The following is a 14,930-nucleotide window of genomic DNA, read 5'->3' on the forward strand; positions in this document are numbered from 1 at the left end:
TTCACTTGTTCTCCATGACTCGGCTGCTTTCCGATGTTTGCGGAGGGTGGCTCTGCGTGTTTACGTTTTTGGACCGCTCACATCCCCGTCACACGGATCCAAGGACGCATTCAATATGAAGCAGTCTGCTGCCAAGACTCTCGGTGTCGCCGCTCTCGGTGCCGCATTCGCCGCCGTCGGCGCGGGCGCCGCGAACGCCGCCCCGGCCGTGCCGGACGCCTCCCAGGCGCTGGACACCGTTACCCAGACGCTGCCCGCGCAGAACGCCGCTGCGGCGCTCCCGGGTGCGGGAGAGGCGCTCGCCCACGGGCAGGGCGCGCTCGGCGCGGGGGTGGCCGCGGCCCAGCCCGCCGTCGCGAAGGTCCTTGCCGACGGGCCGGCGGCGCCGTTGGCCGGTCTGCTCGGGGGGCTGCCGCTGCAGGGCCTGCCGACGCACGGTCTGCCGGTGAACGGGCTGCCGCTCGGCTGACGTCTTCCGCTTGTTTCGGTCTTTCGCCTGTACGAACGTCGGTGGGGCGCACCCTGATCGGGTGCGCCCCACCGACGTGTCATGCCGTGAGCCGGGCCGGGGGTCACCAGGCCGTGCGGGCCTTGTCCTCGGAGGGGAACAGGATCCACAGCGCTATGTAGAGCAGGAACTGCGGGCCCGGGAGCAGGCAGGAGAGAACGAAGATCACGCGCATCGTGGTCGCGGAGGTGCCGAAGCGCCGCGCCAGCGCTGCGCACACTCCGCCGATCATGCGGCCGTTGGTGGGGCGGGCAAGGGCGGTCATGATGGCTCCTTCGTGAACCGTGGTGGGATGCCGGGGTGTTGGGACATCGACGTCGTCTTCGGCGTCTTCTCGATGTCTCCGGCTTCGATGTCTTCAACGCTACGGTGACGAAGGGGGCGAAGCGTCGCTCTATGGGGCGATGCCGACCCTGGGAATCGTCGGGGTCCGACCCTGAGCCGTGTCCTCCCGGGGGAGGGCCGCGCGGCGCCGGGTCTCGGCCCGGCGGCGGAGCCTGACCCTGGCGGCCGGCACGATCGCGAGATGGGCCAGGGCGACGCCGACCGTGTTGAGCAGCAGGGAGTCGACGTCCACGACCTGGCCGGGAACGCCGGTCTGCAGCAGTTCGATGCCCAGCGAGATCAGGGCGCCGGCGGCGACCGTGCGGACGAGGGAGCCGAGCGGGGACGCCGTCAGCTTGCCGCCGGCCATGGGGAGCAGGACGCCGAGTGGGGCGAGCAGGCCGAGGCCATGGCCTATCCGGCGGGCGGCTTCCGCCGGGCCCAGCGCGAGATCGGCTCTGATGCCGGCGAACGGGCGGAGGTTGGCGGGGCTCACCCAGGGGACGTCCAGGGGACGCAGGGTGATCCAGGCGACGAGCGCGAGATGTGCGACGAGGAGGAGAGCTCCTGTCGCACGGACGCGGGTCACGGCGCTGCCGCCGCCTTCGCCTTGACGTTGCACGCCTCCCAAGACGCGGGGGTCGGCAGGATCGGTTCCGGGTTGTTGGTGAGCTTGGGACTGAGGGGTGAGGGATGCGCCACACGTACGGGGCGGAGCGGGGCGGCTCGGCGCCGCGCGTGGGGGTTCGGCTGCGGGTCGGTGGGGGCGGGTCGCGCAGTTCCCCGCGCCCCTGAGCCCGGGGGCTTCGCCCCGGGTCCCTGCCCGTGCGTGGGGGTTTGGCTGCGGGTCGGTGGGGGTGGATCGCGCAGTTCCCCGCGCCCCTGAGCCGGGGGCTTCGCCCCGGGTCCCTGCCCGTGCGTGGGGGTTTGGCTGCGGGTCGGTGGGGGTGGATCGCGCAGTTCCCCGCGCCCCTGAGCCGGGGGCTTCACCCCGGGTCCCTGCCCGTGCGTGGGGGTTTGGCTGTGAGGCGCGCGGTTCCCCGCGCGCCTGGCTACGCGCCGGAGATCGGTGTGGACGGCGGGGACTTGGTGGTGGGGTTGGCGCGGACGTCGGTGGGGCACTCGTAGCTGCGCAGCGGGGTGGCGTCGGGGCCGCCGAGGATGACCGAACCGTCGTCCCGCGCGGCGGCGGAGTCGGAGAAGGTGCAGATGATCTGGGCGAGGGCGGCGGAGGTCAGGTCCTGAGGAGGGGTGCTGAGGCGGAGCGCGTCCTCGGGGTCCTTGGGTCGAGGCCCGCTCACCGTCATCCCGCCCCGCACGTCGGTCGTGTAGCCGGCCTGCTGCTCGGGCGTGGAGGGCGTCTCGGCGAGCTCGTCGAGGAGCCCCTGCGCCACCAGAACCCGCCGCACGCCCTCCGCCGTACCGTCGGGAATCCGCACGGACCGGTCGACCGTCACCAGTTGCCCGGAGCAGATCAGGAAGACCTGCACCGGGATGCCGCGCGAGGACTGGGTGGTGATGTCCTGGCCGGACAGCGCGCACGGGACCCGTGACGGCGCCGGGCCGAAGTCCGTCGGGACCTGGGTGGAGCGGATGCCGCAGCCCGCGAGCAGGACGGCGAGGAGGGGGAGCGAGAGGAGGGAGAGAGAGGCGAGAGGCGTCCGTCGGCGCCCGCCTCGGCCTCGTACCAAGGTCGTCATCCGGCGCTGCCCTCCGTACCGTTCCCGTTCCGTCCGCGCTCGCGCTCGTCGTCGGCGAGCAGCTCCGACGCGTCCTGGGGGAGGCGGAGCGTGAAGACGGCGCCCCCCTTGGGCGCGTTGGCCGCGGTGATCTCGCCGCCGTGGATGTGCGCGTTCTCCAGGGCGATGGACAGGCCCAGACCGCTGCCCTCGGAGCGGGGGCGGGAGGCGCTCGCCTTGTAGAAGCGGTCGAAGACGTGCGGGAGGACGTCCTCGGGGATGCCGGGCCCGTGGTCCTGGACCTCGATGAGAAGGTCGTCGGCCTCCACGCGGACCGAGACACGGACCGGGCTGCCGCCGTGCTTGAGCGCGTTGCCGATGAGGTTCGCGAGGATCACGTCCAGGCGGCGCGGGTCGAGGCGCGCCATGATGCCGCGCTCGGCGTCCAGGTCGACGGCGTCCAGCCAGGCGCGCGCGTCTATGCACGCGGTGATCTGGTCGGCGATGTCCACGTCGTCGAGGACCAGCCTGGCGGTGCCCGCGTCGAAGCGGGTGACCTCCATGAGGTTCTCGACGAGGTCGTTGAGGCGGCGGGTCTCGCTGACGACCAGCCGGACGGCCGGTTCGATCATCGGGTCGACGCTGCCGGTCTCCGCGTCGAGTTCCTCTTCCAGGATCTCCGTCACGGCGGTGATCGCGGTGAGCGGCGTACGGAGTTCGTGGGACATGTCCGCCACGAAGCGGCGGGACGCCTCCTCGCGGGCGCTCATGTCGTCCACGCGCTTCTCCAGGGACTCCGCGGTGTGGTTGAACGTACGGGAGAGGTCCGCGAGTTCGTCCGTACCCGAGACGCGCAGCCGGGTGTCGAGCTTGCCCTCGCCCAGGCGGCGGGCCGCGATGCCGAGGCGGTGCACCGGCTTGAGGACCGTAGTCGCGGCGGCCTGGGCGAGCAGCGCCGAGCCGATCAGGGCCAGGCCGGTCGCGATGCCCAGTGACCAGGCCAGCGAGTTGAGGTCCTTGGCCTCGGGCTCCAGGGACTTGAGCATGTAGCCGGTCGTCGTCCCGCCGATCACCTTCGCGCCGCCCACCAGGTACGGCTTGTCGTGGTCGGTGATGCGCTGCCAGTACAGGTGATAGGCCGACTTGTTGTTCGAGGAGAGCGGCTGCTCCTTGTTCACGGCCTTCTGGAGGGACTTGGGTACGTCGTCCAGCGTGAAGGTGTCCAGCGCGGAGTTGCCGATGACCTTCTTGCCGTTGCCGTCCTGGGCGACGAGGAGCACGCTGAAGCGCTGGCTGCTGTTGGCCATCTGGCCCGCCGTGCGCTGCAGTTCGTCCTGCGCCGGATGCACCGGCAGCATGCTCGCGTGGTTGCGCATCTCCTGCTGGAAGTCGCGCAGCACCGCGTCCTGCGTACGCGTCAGCACGGCCTCGCGGTTGAGCCAGTACGCGATGCCCGACGCCGACACGGCGGCCGTGAGCGCGACGAGTCCGAACACCACGACCAGCCGCAGTCTCAGGCTCGTGAAGCGCAACCCCGCCAGGATCGCCCGGCGCGCCGCGGCCCAGCCGCGGAGCTCGTCGTGCGGTGGGGTCACTGAGGAGTGTCCAGTCGGTAGCCGACTCCGCGGACCGTACGGATCAGGGTGGGCGAGGACGGAACGTCCTCGATCTTCGCGCGCAGCCGCTGGACACACGCGTCCACCAGCCGCGAGTCGCCCAGGTAGTCGTGCTCCCACACCAGCCGCAGCAACTGCTGGCGGGACAGCGCCTGTCCGGGCCGGCGGCTCAGCTCCAGGAGCAGCCGCAGCTCGGTGGGTGTCAGCTGCAGATCCTCGCCGTTCTTGGTGACCGTCATGGCCGCACGGTCGATGACGAGGGAACCGAACGTCGCCGAGTCGTTGGCCTCGCGCTCCCCGCGCCGCAGCACGGCCCTGATACGGGCGTCGAGCACCCGCCCCTGCACGGGCTTGACGACATAGTCGTCGGCGCCGGACTCGAGTCCGACCACGACGTCGATGTCGTCGCTGCGCGCGGTCAGCAGAATGATCGGCAGCTGGTCCGTGCGCCGGATGCGCCGGCACACCTCGAACCCGTCGATGCCGGGCAGCATCACGTCCAGCACGATCAGATCCGGCCGCTGCTCACGCAACAGTTTCAGACCGTCCTCGCCGGTGGCAGCGGTGGCCACCCGGTGTCCCTGGCGCGTCAAAGAGAGCTCCAGGGCCGTCCGGATGGCGTCGTCGTCCTCGATCAGCAACAGGGAAGGCACGAACGTCATTCTGGCCCATGGCGAGGGACTCTTTCGACAGTTGGAGCGCTCCCACCCATCTCTCGCACAGAAGCAGGCGCCCGAAGGGCGTCCGCGTAGCCGTACCGCTCTCCTCTGTGACCGCGCTGTGATCGTGCCGTGACGCTCCTGGGGAGGGGCCCTGTGACAGGTCTGTGACAGTCGACGGACACGGCCATGAAGTGGCCCGGGCAAGCTTTTCGACACAAGCAAGAGAGCACGACGGCAAGACGGCGACACAGCACGACGGAACGAACCGAAGAACCGGAACTCCACGACGGGGGGCGCGAGATGAACACGCTGCACAGCACCAGCACTAGCGCAGTTGTCACGCGGCTCCACGACGTCAGGGGTTCGGAGAAGTCCGGTGCCGTGAGCGGGCGGGGGTGCGCTCGCGGCACCGGGCGTCAGCACACCACGTACATGACGGTGGTTGACGCCTTCACGGGGGAGAACGGCGGTAACGGGGGAGCTCACGGGGGAGCCGCGTACAGGGAGGCCACGGGGGAACGTCGCTCGGTGTCGGAGGCGGAGTTCACCGCCTACGTCCAGGAGCGCCGCGCCTCCCTGTACGCAACCGCCTACCACCTGACCGGGGACCGCTTCGAGGCCGAGGACCTGCTGCAGAGCGCGCTGTTCTCGACGTACCGGGCCTGGGACCGGATCAGTGACAAGGCCGCGGTCGGGGGCTACCTCCGCCGCACCATGACCAATCTGCACATCAGCGCGTGGCGCCGCCGCAAGCTGAACGAGTACCCGACCGAGGAACTGCCGGAGACCGCCGGTGACACGGACGCGATGCGCGGCACCGAGCTGCGCGCCGTGCTGTGGCAGGCGCTGGCCCGGCTGCCCGAACTCCAGCGCACCATGCTGGTCCTTCGTTACTACGAGGGCCGCACGGACCCGGAGATCGCGGAGATCCTCGACATCAGTGTCGGCACGGTGAAGTCGAGCATCTGGCGGTCGCTGCGCCGGATGCGTGAGGACGAGGTCCTCAGCTTCGGCCGTGACGAGGAGGAGTCCTTCGGGGAGCTCGTCGCCTGAAGGTCTGTGGGGGAGAAGGGCAACCGGTGGTACCGGTTGGTACGGGGGAGCAGTACCGGGGGGAAAACCAACGGGGTCGGGGGACCCCTGAGGAGCACGGGGGAAACGAGAAAAGGTCCGGGCGGACGGGGGGTCCGCCTGGGCCTCTTTTCGTGTTCTGGCCCCTTGCGGTGGGTGGCCTCTTCGCGTGTCCTGGCGCAGGGCCCCTGACTACGCCGGTGTCGTGCAGCGTCCGGCGGCCGCCGCGGCCAGTCGGCCCAGGGCCTCGTCCTTGTCGCAGGGGTGGGCGCCCAGCGCGCTCTGCCGGGCCACGATCGAACGTTCGGCGCGCATCAGGCGCCAGCCGCGGCGCAGCAGGAACGGGACCGACTTGCGGCCCTCCCGCAGATCCCGCAGGAAACGGCGGCGGAACGTGGTCAGCGGGCCGCGGGACAGACACAGCGCGTCGGCCAGCATCCCCAGCTCCCGGCAGCGCTCGACGATCTCGGCGGCGAAGATGCCCTCCGCGATGAACAGCGGTGTCCGCTCGATGTGCAGCGCCTCCGCGCCGGTACGGGCGCTCAGCCCGATGTCGTAGACGGGAACGGTCGTACGTCCCGTACGGCACAGCTCCTCGATCGCCGCGACGGCGATGTCCGCGTCCCACGACTGCGGATGGTCCCAGTCGATGTCGGAGCTGCCCTCGACCTGGGGGAGCGTCGGGTCGGTGCCCTCTTTGTAGAAGTCGTCGAGGCGGAGCACGGGAAGTCCGGAGTCGGCCGCGAGAAGGGACTTTCCAGAGCCGGAGGGGCCGCAGAGCAGCACCACACGGGTGGGTATCGGAGGATGGGAACCCAATTCTCTGTACCTTCTGTGACTCGGCCGGGCCACGCCGCGCTTCGGCAGGCCTCCGGAACATTATCCCGAAGGATTATCGGGGTTACGTCCGTATGTCTGTTGACCCGCACAGGGGAATCCGCCGCCATCGCCGCCCGGAACGGCATCCGGGTCAACTACTCTGCGTGCGATTCCCGTTGCTCTCCGCCCGCATTCGTTACGTTCACCGAAGAGGACACCCGATGGCGCGACACGCACACCAGCAGACCCCCCTGGCCCGCACCACCACGCGCATCGCCGTCGCGCTCGGGGTGGTCGCCGCCGGTGCGGCCGCCGCGAGTCCGGCCGTCGCGGACACGGCCTCCGCCGTGGATCTGACGCGCACCCGGCCCACCTCGCTGGGCAACCTCGACCCGCAGGCGGGCCTGGGGGTCCTGACCGGCTCGGTGGGATACGTCACCGGTCCGATCGCCGGCCTCAAGCCCAACCCGCTCGCCGGCACGGGGGTCGACCCGCTCGACAACGGGGTGGGCACCCAGCTCGCGGACTTCAAGCCGCTGACCTCGCGGGCCCTGACGGGGCCGCTGGCACAGGCGCGGTCGGTGGGGAGCGTGCCGGTGGTGGGGCAGGCGTTGGGGTCGCTGGGGGGTGCGTGAGAGTCCCCGTGCCCCGGGACGGGGCACGGGGAAACGCTCAGTAGGACGAGCCGGAGGCGCCGAGCGCGCCCGTCGGGTGCCAGACCGTCTTCGTCTCCAGGAAGGCCGTCAGGCGCTCGATGCCGGGCGTCCGTGAATAATCCACAGCCTGTGGACGGACGACCCGCTTCAGGTTGTCGGCCGCGGCGATCTCCAGCTCCTTCGCCAGTACGTCGTCCGCGCCCGCGAGGTCGATCGCGTTGACGTCCTGGTGCGCGGCGAGGGGCGCCGCGATCTCCGCCGTCTTTCCGGAGAGGACGTTGACGACACCGCCCGGAAGGTCGGAGGTCGCCAGCACCTCGCCCAGAGACAGCGCCGGGAGTGGGGACTTCTCGCTCGCGATCACGATCACCGTGTTGCCGGTCGCGATCACCGGGGCGATCACCGAGACCAGGCCGAGGAAGGACGACTCCTGGGGCGCGAGGACGGTGACGACGCCCGTCGGCTCCGGGGTGGACAGGTTGAAGAAGGGACCCGCGACCGGGTTGCCGCCGCCCACCACCTGGGCGATCTTGTCGGTCCAGCCCGCGTACCAGACCCAGCGGTCGATCGCCGCGTCGACGACCGCGGCGGCCTTGGACTTCGACAGGCCCTCCGCGTCCGCGACCTCACGGACGAACTGGTCCTTGCGGCCCTCCAGCATCTCGGCGACGCGGTAGAGGATCTGACCGCGGTTGTACGCCGTCGCGCCGGACCAGCCGCCGAACGCCTTGCGGGCGGCGACCACCGCGTCACGGGCGTCCTTGCGGGAGGAGAGCGGCGCGTTGGCCAGCCACTTGCCCTTGGAGTCGGTCACCTCGTACACCCGGCCGCTCTCGGAACGCGGGAACTTCCCGCCCACGTACAGCTTGTAGGTCTTGAAGACGCTCAGTCGCTGCTGCTCGGTCTTGTCGGTCTTCTCAGACATCGAGGTACGCCTCCAGGCCGTGGCGACCGCCCTCGCGGCCGAAGCCCGACTCCTTGTAACCGCCGAACGGCGAGGTCGGGTCGAACTTGTTGAACGTGTTGGACCAGATGACGCCCGCGCGCAGCTTGCTCGCGACGGCGAGGATCCGGGAGCCCTTCTCGGTCCAGATGCCGGCGGAGAGGCCGTACTGGGAGTTGTTGGCCTTGGCGACGGCCTCGTCGGGGGTCCGGAAGGTGAGGACGGACAGGACCGGGCCGAAGATCTCGTCGCGCGCGATGGTGTGCGCCTGGGTGACGTTCGTGAAGAGCGTCGGGGCGAACCAGTAGCCGGAGGAGGGGAGTTCACAGGCCGGGGACCAGCGCTCGGCACCCTCGGCCTCGCCCTGCTCGACGAGCGAGGTGATACGGGACAGCTGCTCGGCGGAGTTGATCGCGCCGATGTCCGTGTTCTTGTCCAGGGGGTCGCCGAGGCGCAGGGTGGACAGGCGGCGCTTGAGCGAGTCCAGCAGCTCGTCGTGGATCGACTCCTGGACGAGGAGACGGGAGCCCGCGCAGCAGACCTGGCCCTGGTTGAAGAAGATGCCGGTGACGACGCCCTCGACGGCCTGGTCGATGGGGGCGTCGTCGAAGACGATGTTCGCGCCCTTGCCGCCGAGTTCGAGGGTGACCTTCTTGTCCGTGCCCGCGACCTGGCGGGCGATCGCCTTGCCGACGGCGGTGGAGCCGGTGAAGGCCACCTTGTTCACATCGGGGTGCTCGACGAGCGCGGCGCCCGCGTCGCCGTATCCCGGGAGGATGTTGACGACGCCCTTGGGCAGGCCCGCCTGGCGGCAGATGTCCGCGAAGAACAGGGCGGACAGGGGGGTCGTCTCGGCGGGCTTGAGGACGACCGTGTTGCCGGTCGCCAGCGCCGGGGCGATCTTCCACGCCAGCATCAGGAGGGGGAAGTTCCAGGGGATGACCTGGCCCGCGACGCCCAGGGGGCGGGGGTTCGCGCCGAAGCCGGCGTGGTCGAGCTTGTCGGCCCAGCCCGCGTAGTAGAAGAAGTGCGCGGCGACCAGGGGGAGGTCGGCGTCGCGGGTCTCCTTGATCGGCTTGCCGTTGTCCAGGGTCTCCAGGACGGCGAGCTCGCGGCTGCGCTCCTGGATGATCCGGGCGATGCGGAAGAGGTACTTGGCGCGCTCGGAGCCCGGCAGGGCCGACCACTTCTCGAAGGCCCTGCGGGCGGCCTTCACGGCGCGGTCCACGTCCTCCGCGCCCGCCTGGGCGACCTCGGACAGGACCTCTTCGGTGGAGGGGGAGACGGTCTTGAAGACCTTGCCGTCCGCCGCCTCGGTGAACTCGCCGTCGATGAACAGGCCGTAGGAGGGCGCGATGTCGACGACGGAGCGGGACTCGGGCGCCGGTGCGTACTCGAATGCGGATGCGGATGCCATGGTGATCAGTCCACCGTCACGTAGTCGGGGCCGGAGTAGCGGCCGGTGGCCAGCTTCTGACGCTGCATCAGCAGGTCGTTCAGGAGCGAGGAGGCGCCGAAGCGGAACCAGTGGTTGTCCAGCCAGTCCGCGCCCGCGGTCTCGTTCACCAGGACCAGGAACTTGATGGCGTCCTTGGTGGTGCGGATGCCGCCGGCGGGCTTCACGCCGACCTGGACGCCGGTCTGGGCGCGGAAGTCGCGGACCGCCTCCAGCATGAGGAGCGTGTTCGCCGGGGTCGCGTTGACGGCGACCTTGCCGGTCGAGGTCTTGATGAAGTCCGCGCCCGCCAGCATGCCGAGCCAGCTCGCGCGGCGGATGTTGTCGTACGTCGAGAGCTCGCCGGTCTCGAAGATGACCTTCAGGCGGGCGCTGGTCCCGCAGGCCTCCTTCACGGCGGTGATCTCGTCGTACACCTTCATGTACTTGCCCGCGAGGAACGCCCCGCGGTCGATGACCATGTCGATCTCGTCGGCGCCGGCGGCGACCGCGTCGCGTACGTCGGCGAGCTTCACGTCGAGGGCCGCGCGGCCGGCCGGGAAGGCGGTGGCGACCGAGGCGACCTTCACGCCGGAGCCGGCGACGGCGTCCTTGGCGGTGGCCACCATGTCGGGGTACACGCAGACGGCCGCGGTGGTGGGCGTCGTACGGTCCGTGGGGTCGGGGTGGACCGCCTTGGCGCCGAGCGCCCGGACCTTGCCCGGGGTGTCCGCGCCTTCCAGCGTCGTCAGATCGACCATCGAGATGGCGAGGTCGATGGCGTACGCCTTCGCGGTCGTCTTGATGGAACGGGTGCCGAGCGAGGCGGCGCGCGCCTCCAGGCCGACCGTGTCGACGCCGGGGAGCCCGTGGAGGAAGCGGCGCAGCGTGCTGTCCGACGCGGTTACGTCGCCGAGTGCGGGTGCAGTGGTGGGCATGGTCACGAGCTGAGCATATCTACGCGCGTAGCGGCTGTACACCCCCGGGGGTGGGTGTGGGGCAGCGCACGCCCGGACATCTCCCGCCCCGACCCTCCCTCAAGCTCTCGGCTTCGCTCGAGCAGGGGGAATCCATAATCCCAGGGGCTCGGCCCCTTCGACTCCGCCGGGGGTTGCCCTGCACCCCGTCAGGGGCTTCGCCCCTGGATCCCCGCATCGCCCGAAGGGCTCGCCCTCGAACGCCGGGGGCGCCCAGGCTTTTGGGGGCGCGGGGAACTGCGCGACCGGCCCCCACTCGCCCGCGGCCGGGCGACCAGGTGTGGCCGGGGATTCGGGGCGCGGCTCCGCCCGGGCGCGGGGACCGCGCGATCGGTTCCCATCGGCCCGTGGGCAAGGCAATCGGCACGGATGGGGATCCGGGGCGCGGCCCCGTCCCCAGGGGTGCGGGGAACTGCGCGATCAGTCCTTGTCCACCCGTAGACGAACGAATCCCCGCCCACCCGTGGCGACGCGGCGGCGTGGGGCGGGGGTGAAGGAAGTGTTCAGGAGGCGTCGGGCAGAATCGGAGGCATGACGACCCCGGATGACCAGCCACCCGTGCCGGACGCCCCGCGACCCGAGTCGCAGGACCGGATCTACCGGTCGCACGCCGGTATCGCCGGCGGCGTACTGCTGCTCGCCATCACGGGCTGGCTCGGCATCGACGCGCTGGTCACCGGCCACGGCCGCACCCCCTGGCTGGCACTCGCCGCGCTGATCCTCCTGGTTCCGCTGGTGGCCGCCTTCACCCTGCGCCCCGCCGTCTACGCCAACGAGGACCGGCTGCGCGTGCGTAACCCGTTCCGTGTCGTCGTGCTGCCCTGGAGCAAGGTCGCCTCACTGCGCTCCGGGTACTCCAACGAGGTGGTCGACGCCGAGGGCACCAAGTTCCAGCTCTGGGCGATCCCCGTCTCGCTGCGCGCCCGCAAGGCCGCGGCCCGACGGCAGGCGCGCAGCGCCGCCGCCGACAGCAGCGGCCGCACCTCCTCGGTGGCGAGCGGGCCCACCCGTTCGCACTCCGACCAGGTCATGGACGACCTGCGCGAACTCGCCGAGGCCCGGGCGGCCTCGGAGGGCGCGCAGGGCGAGGTGAGCGTGCGGTGGGCGTACGAGGTCATGGGTCCCGCGCTCGCGGGGGCCGTGGTCCTGGTGATCCTGCTGGCGGTGGGGTGACGCCAGGGCGGTGCGGCGGACCGGTGTCCGTCGTCGCGCAGAGCCGACCCCGACCCGTCGCCCCGTACGGCATCGGACTGCCCACGTTCCGGGTCCTGCCGCCCGTGTTCCCGGTCCCGTTCGGCGCCGGGCCGCCCCCGAGGGGTGCCCGGCGCCGCTCGTACCGGAGTCAGCCCACCACGTCGACGAAGGTGCCCGCCGACACCGCCGCCGCGGTGTCCGCCGTGCCGGCGTAGGACCAGCGGTAGGAGCCGTCGGTGTAGGCGCGGACGGTGGTGGAGAGGGCGCCGCCGGCGGCGGTCGGCACGCTCTTGAGCGTGCAGTACGTGCTGCTGCCCTTGGGGCGGAACTGCAGGCTCACGGGTCGGCCGGCCTCGGCGCCGGCGAACGTGCCGGTCGCCCAGTCCGCGTTGCGCACGCCACCCGTGACGGTGAGGACGCGGCCCCACTTCACCGGCTTGGGAGTGGCGTCGACGCTCACCTGGCTGTCGCGCAGCACGCTGACGGTGGCGGCGCTGTCCAGGAACACGGCGTCGCTGTCGGGGGCGATCGCGTAGGCGCTGAGGTGCCAGTCGCCGGCCAGCGAGTCGTCGGCCGGGGCGGTGCCGGGGGTCAGGGTGAAGGTCAGGGTGCAGGTGATCGTGGTGGCGACCGTCGGACCGCAGGCCGCCGTCGAGGCGACGGTGCTGTCCGGGGCGCCGAAGGGGCCGTGGTAGAGCGTGGCGTTGACCTGCTGGAGACCGGACGGGTCGGTCGCGGTGACCTCGGCGGTGACGGTTCTCGCGCCGGTGCCGACGACGACGGGGTTGCCGTCGTTGACGACCACGCCGGTGATGTCGGTGTCGCCGAACCTCTCGTCCGCGTGCGCGGCCGGAACGGTGAGGGCGGACAGGGCGACGCCACACGCAGCGGCGACAGCTGAACTCATACGCATGCGAATTCCCCAATGTGAATGCCGCGGCCTGTCAATTTCACACCGGCAGGCCCGAATTGACGTGTGCAGCGTACTCGTTGCCATGGGATTTCGGAACGTTCGTATGAGGGTTGTGCGAGTCGCTGATTTCCCGGTGAAGGGAATGCGCGCGAATATCGAGTGCGCCGTTTCCGTGGAAAGCCGAAGGGGAAATTCGGTTCAAATTTCAGCGGACCTGGAGGCCACCTACGTGTACCACCCCTCTTCGTGGTGGGCCGGGAGGGCGGGGCGCCCCGGGGTGGCGCCCCGTCGGCGCGTCGATGAATTCGCCCGCTCTTGAGGTGACCTGATGGTCGACTGCATGAACGAGGGGCAACCTTCGCGTGAAATGTGTTTCACGTGTGGATCAAGTTTCTCTTTAGTCTCACTAATCTGCGTGTGCCGCATGACCGACGAATCCGCGTCGACTCATGCGGCTTCCTGATATGGGGATACAGGAGTGGGGATGGATGGCGGCAAGAATGGGGGGCGCGGCCGTACCAGGCACGCGCTGCCAAATAGATATAGGTGCAGATGGCACTTACTCGTGGCGGCTCACCGCCACGAACGGGCGGGTGATCGCCGTGGCCGCGAGGACGTACCGGAACTACGGCGAGTGCCGTGCGGCGTTCGAGCGCTTGTGCGCCGACATCGGGAAATTACCCGGCGCGGTGCACCACACCGCGGAAGGCAGTGGATGGGTCTGGCGGCTGCGTGACGGCACCGGCGGCGCCGTGGCCGTGTCCTCGCGTGCCTACGAGCGGCACTCGACGTGCCAGGCCGCCTACGAACGTTTCCGGGCTCTCCTGGCCGAGCTCGGGTCGGGTGGGGTGATCCCGTGGGACGAGGCCGAGTGAGGGGACGACGCCGAGTGATGGGGGCCCGAGTGACGGGGCGACCCCGAGCGAACGGACGGGGCTGACGGCTCGACCGTGTACGTGAGGGGCTGGGGAGCGCCACAAGAGCGCACCCCAGCCCCTCACGTGTTCTCCTTTCGCCGCGTTCACGTCAACACCGGAAGTTGCCCCTCGGGGGCGTCTCGTTCACGTTCGTGTGTGCGTGCGTCCATCACGCGTCAGGAGTGTCGTCCCATGTGACAACGCGAATCTTTGAGCGATCCGTGGTTCCGGGGGACGACCCTCCGAGACGCCTGCACCCCGATCGGGGGCTGCCCGACCGCGTGTTCAGGGGCGTCCTGCGCGGCGGCGGCGGCCTGGTCCTCGCGATCATGCTGCTGGTCGGCGGCTTCCTGACGTACCGGGCCTGGCAGGCGCTGTCGGTCGCGAAGTGGGACTTCGTCACCACCGAGGCGTGGGAGCCCGAAGGCGGGCACTTCGGCATCGCGGCCGTGCTCGTCGGAACGGTGCTGATAGCCATGGTCGCCATCGTGTTCGCCGTACCGCTGGCGCTCGGCACCGCGCTCTACATCTCCGAGTACGCGCCGCCGCGGATCCGCCAGACCCTCATCAGCGTCGTGGACCTGATGGCGGCCGTGCCGTCGGTCGTCTACGGCCTGTGGGGCCTGTTCTTCTTCCAGGGGCACGTGGTCACCGTGTCCCGCTGGATCTCGACCTACTTCGGCTGGATCCCCCTCTTCAAGGTCGACGGCGCCGATCCGAGGGACCCGCTCGCCACCGCGACGGTCTACACCTCCTCCACCTTCATCGCGGGCATGGTCGTGTCCCTGATGGTCGCGCCGATCATCTGCTCGGTGGTGCGGGAGGTCTTCTCGCAGGCTCCGGTCGGCGAGCGGGAGGGCGCGTACGCGCTCGGCGCCAACCGCTGGGGCATGATCCGCAGCGTCGTCCTGCCCTTCGGCAAGGGCGGCATGATCGGCGGCACCATGCTGGGCCTGGGCCGGGCACTCGGCGAGACCATCGCCGTGTACCTGATCATCTCGCCGGTGTTCGTGATCCAGCCGCACATCCTGCAGAACGGCACCAGCTCGGTCTCGTCCCTGATCGCCCTGCGCTACGGCGAGGCGAGCCCCATGGGCATGTCGGCGCTGATGGCCGCAGGCCTCGCGCTCTTCCTGATGACCCTCGTGGTCAACTTCGCCGCTTCGTCGATCGTCGCCCGCAGCCGTTCCGGCGCGACGAGCGACTCCTGAGGAGA

The 14,930-nt window shown here is 70.4% G+C and carries 16 protein-coding genes; 6 read left to right on the forward strand and 10 right to left on the reverse strand.

Annotation, left to right across the window (positions count from 1 at the left end):
- Positions 1-115 precede the first annotated feature (115 nt).
- Positions 116-469 carry a hypothetical protein gene (locus FNV62_RS31615; protein WP_054233644.1) on the forward strand — a complete coding sequence of 118 codons (354 nt, stop codon included), beginning with the start codon at positions 116-118 and terminating at the stop codon, positions 467-469.
- Between the two features lie 103 nt (positions 470-572).
- Here FNV62_RS31615 and FNV62_RS31620 read toward each other — a convergent pair whose 3' ends face one another.
- The 5 genes from FNV62_RS31620 to afsQ1 form a co-directional block, all read right to left on the reverse strand.
- The gene (locus tag FNV62_RS31620) at positions 573-773 is read right to left on the reverse strand and encodes a PspC domain-containing protein (protein ID WP_054233643.1); all 201 of its coding nucleotides are present in this window, start codon (positions 771-773) and stop codon (positions 573-575) included.
- 129 nt (positions 774-902) lie between these two features.
- A complete protein-coding gene (locus FNV62_RS31625) occupies positions 903-1,454 on the reverse strand; it encodes a VanZ family protein (protein ID WP_054233642.1) in 552 nt (183 codons plus the stop codon).
- A gap of 430 nt (positions 1,455-1,884) precedes the next feature.
- Complete coding sequence (locus tag FNV62_RS31630) at positions 1,885-2,532, reverse strand: hypothetical protein (protein ID WP_060901423.1); 648 nt, start codon at positions 2,530-2,532, stop codon at positions 1,885-1,887.
- A complete protein-coding gene (locus tag FNV62_RS31635) occupies positions 2,529-4,205 on the reverse strand; it encodes an ATP-binding protein (protein WP_371645409.1) in 1,677 nt (558 codons plus the stop codon). The genes FNV62_RS31630 and FNV62_RS31635 overlap by 4 nt, the downstream gene beginning before the upstream one ends.
- Positions 4,103-4,780, reverse strand: a complete 678-nt coding sequence (gene afsQ1 / locus FNV62_RS31640; protein ID WP_054233761.1) for a two-component system response regulator AfsQ1 — start codon at positions 4,778-4,780, stop codon at positions 4,103-4,105. Before afsQ1 ends, FNV62_RS31635 begins: the two co-directional genes overlap by 103 nt.
- A gap of 309 nt (positions 4,781-5,089) precedes the next feature.
- On the opposite strand from afsQ1, the gene FNV62_RS31645 reads away from it, so the two are divergent.
- Positions 5,090-5,842, forward strand: a complete 753-nt coding sequence (locus FNV62_RS31645; RefSeq protein WP_075028321.1) for a SigE family RNA polymerase sigma factor — start codon at positions 5,090-5,092, stop codon at positions 5,840-5,842.
- Positions 5,843-6,052: 210 nt separating this feature from the next.
- Here the strand turns inward: FNV62_RS31645 and FNV62_RS31650 are convergent, their stop codons facing one another.
- Positions 6,053-6,679 carry a uridine kinase gene (locus FNV62_RS31650; protein ID WP_079090287.1) on the reverse strand — a complete coding sequence of 209 codons (627 nt, stop codon included), beginning with the start codon at positions 6,677-6,679 and terminating at the stop codon, positions 6,053-6,055.
- 221 nt (positions 6,680-6,900) lie between these two features.
- Between FNV62_RS31650 and FNV62_RS31655 the strand changes: the two genes are divergently transcribed.
- On the forward strand, positions 6,901-7,314 hold the full coding sequence (locus tag FNV62_RS31655; protein WP_143602731.1) for a hypothetical protein: 414 nt from the start codon (positions 6,901-6,903) through the stop codon (positions 7,312-7,314).
- A gap of 37 nt (positions 7,315-7,351) precedes the next feature.
- Here the strand turns inward: FNV62_RS31655 and FNV62_RS31660 are convergent, their stop codons facing one another.
- Genes FNV62_RS31660 through deoC form a run of 3 tightly spaced genes read right to left on the reverse strand, consistent with a single transcriptional unit; the run spans position 7,352 to position 10,651 of the window.
- Complete coding sequence (locus FNV62_RS31660) at positions 7,352-8,260, reverse strand: aldehyde dehydrogenase family protein (RefSeq protein ID WP_097285999.1); 909 nt, start codon at positions 8,258-8,260, stop codon at positions 7,352-7,354.
- Positions 8,253-9,695, reverse strand: coding sequence for an aldehyde dehydrogenase family protein (locus FNV62_RS31665; RefSeq protein WP_054233636.1), 1,443 nt, complete (start codon positions 9,693-9,695; stop codon positions 8,253-8,255). The genes FNV62_RS31660 and FNV62_RS31665 overlap by 8 nt, the downstream gene beginning before the upstream one ends.
- A 5-nt stretch (positions 9,696-9,700) precedes the next feature.
- Complete coding sequence (gene deoC, locus FNV62_RS31670; RefSeq protein ID WP_054233759.1) at positions 9,701-10,651, reverse strand: deoxyribose-phosphate aldolase; 951 nt, start codon at positions 10,649-10,651, stop codon at positions 9,701-9,703.
- A gap of 570 nt (positions 10,652-11,221) precedes the next feature.
- On the opposite strand from deoC, the gene FNV62_RS31675 reads away from it, so the two are divergent.
- Positions 11,222-11,863 (forward strand): PH domain-containing protein, encoded by a 642-nt coding sequence (locus tag FNV62_RS31675; RefSeq protein WP_054233635.1) that lies wholly within the window; start codon positions 11,222-11,224, stop codon positions 11,861-11,863.
- A gap of 169 nt (positions 11,864-12,032) precedes the next feature.
- Here FNV62_RS31675 and FNV62_RS31680 read toward each other — a convergent pair whose 3' ends face one another.
- Positions 12,033-12,791, reverse strand: coding sequence for a calcium-binding protein (locus tag FNV62_RS31680; protein ID WP_143627899.1), 759 nt, complete (start codon positions 12,789-12,791; stop codon positions 12,033-12,035).
- 608 nt (positions 12,792-13,399) lie between these two features.
- Here FNV62_RS31680 and FNV62_RS31685 point away from each other — a divergent pair.
- On the forward strand, positions 13,400-13,672 hold the full coding sequence (locus FNV62_RS31685; RefSeq protein ID WP_143602734.1) for a hypothetical protein: 273 nt from the start codon (positions 13,400-13,402) through the stop codon (positions 13,670-13,672).
- Between the two features lie 323 nt (positions 13,673-13,995).
- Positions 13,996-14,925, forward strand: coding sequence for a phosphate ABC transporter permease subunit PstC (pstC, locus tag FNV62_RS31690; RefSeq protein WP_225900442.1), 930 nt, complete (start codon positions 13,996-13,998; stop codon positions 14,923-14,925).
- The last annotated feature ends 5 nt before the right edge of the window (positions 14,926-14,930 follow it).

The organism is Streptomyces sp. RLB3-17, assembly GCF_007113425.2.
Lineage (GTDB): Bacteria > Actinomycetota > Actinomycetes > Streptomycetales > Streptomycetaceae > Streptomyces > Streptomyces mirabilis_D.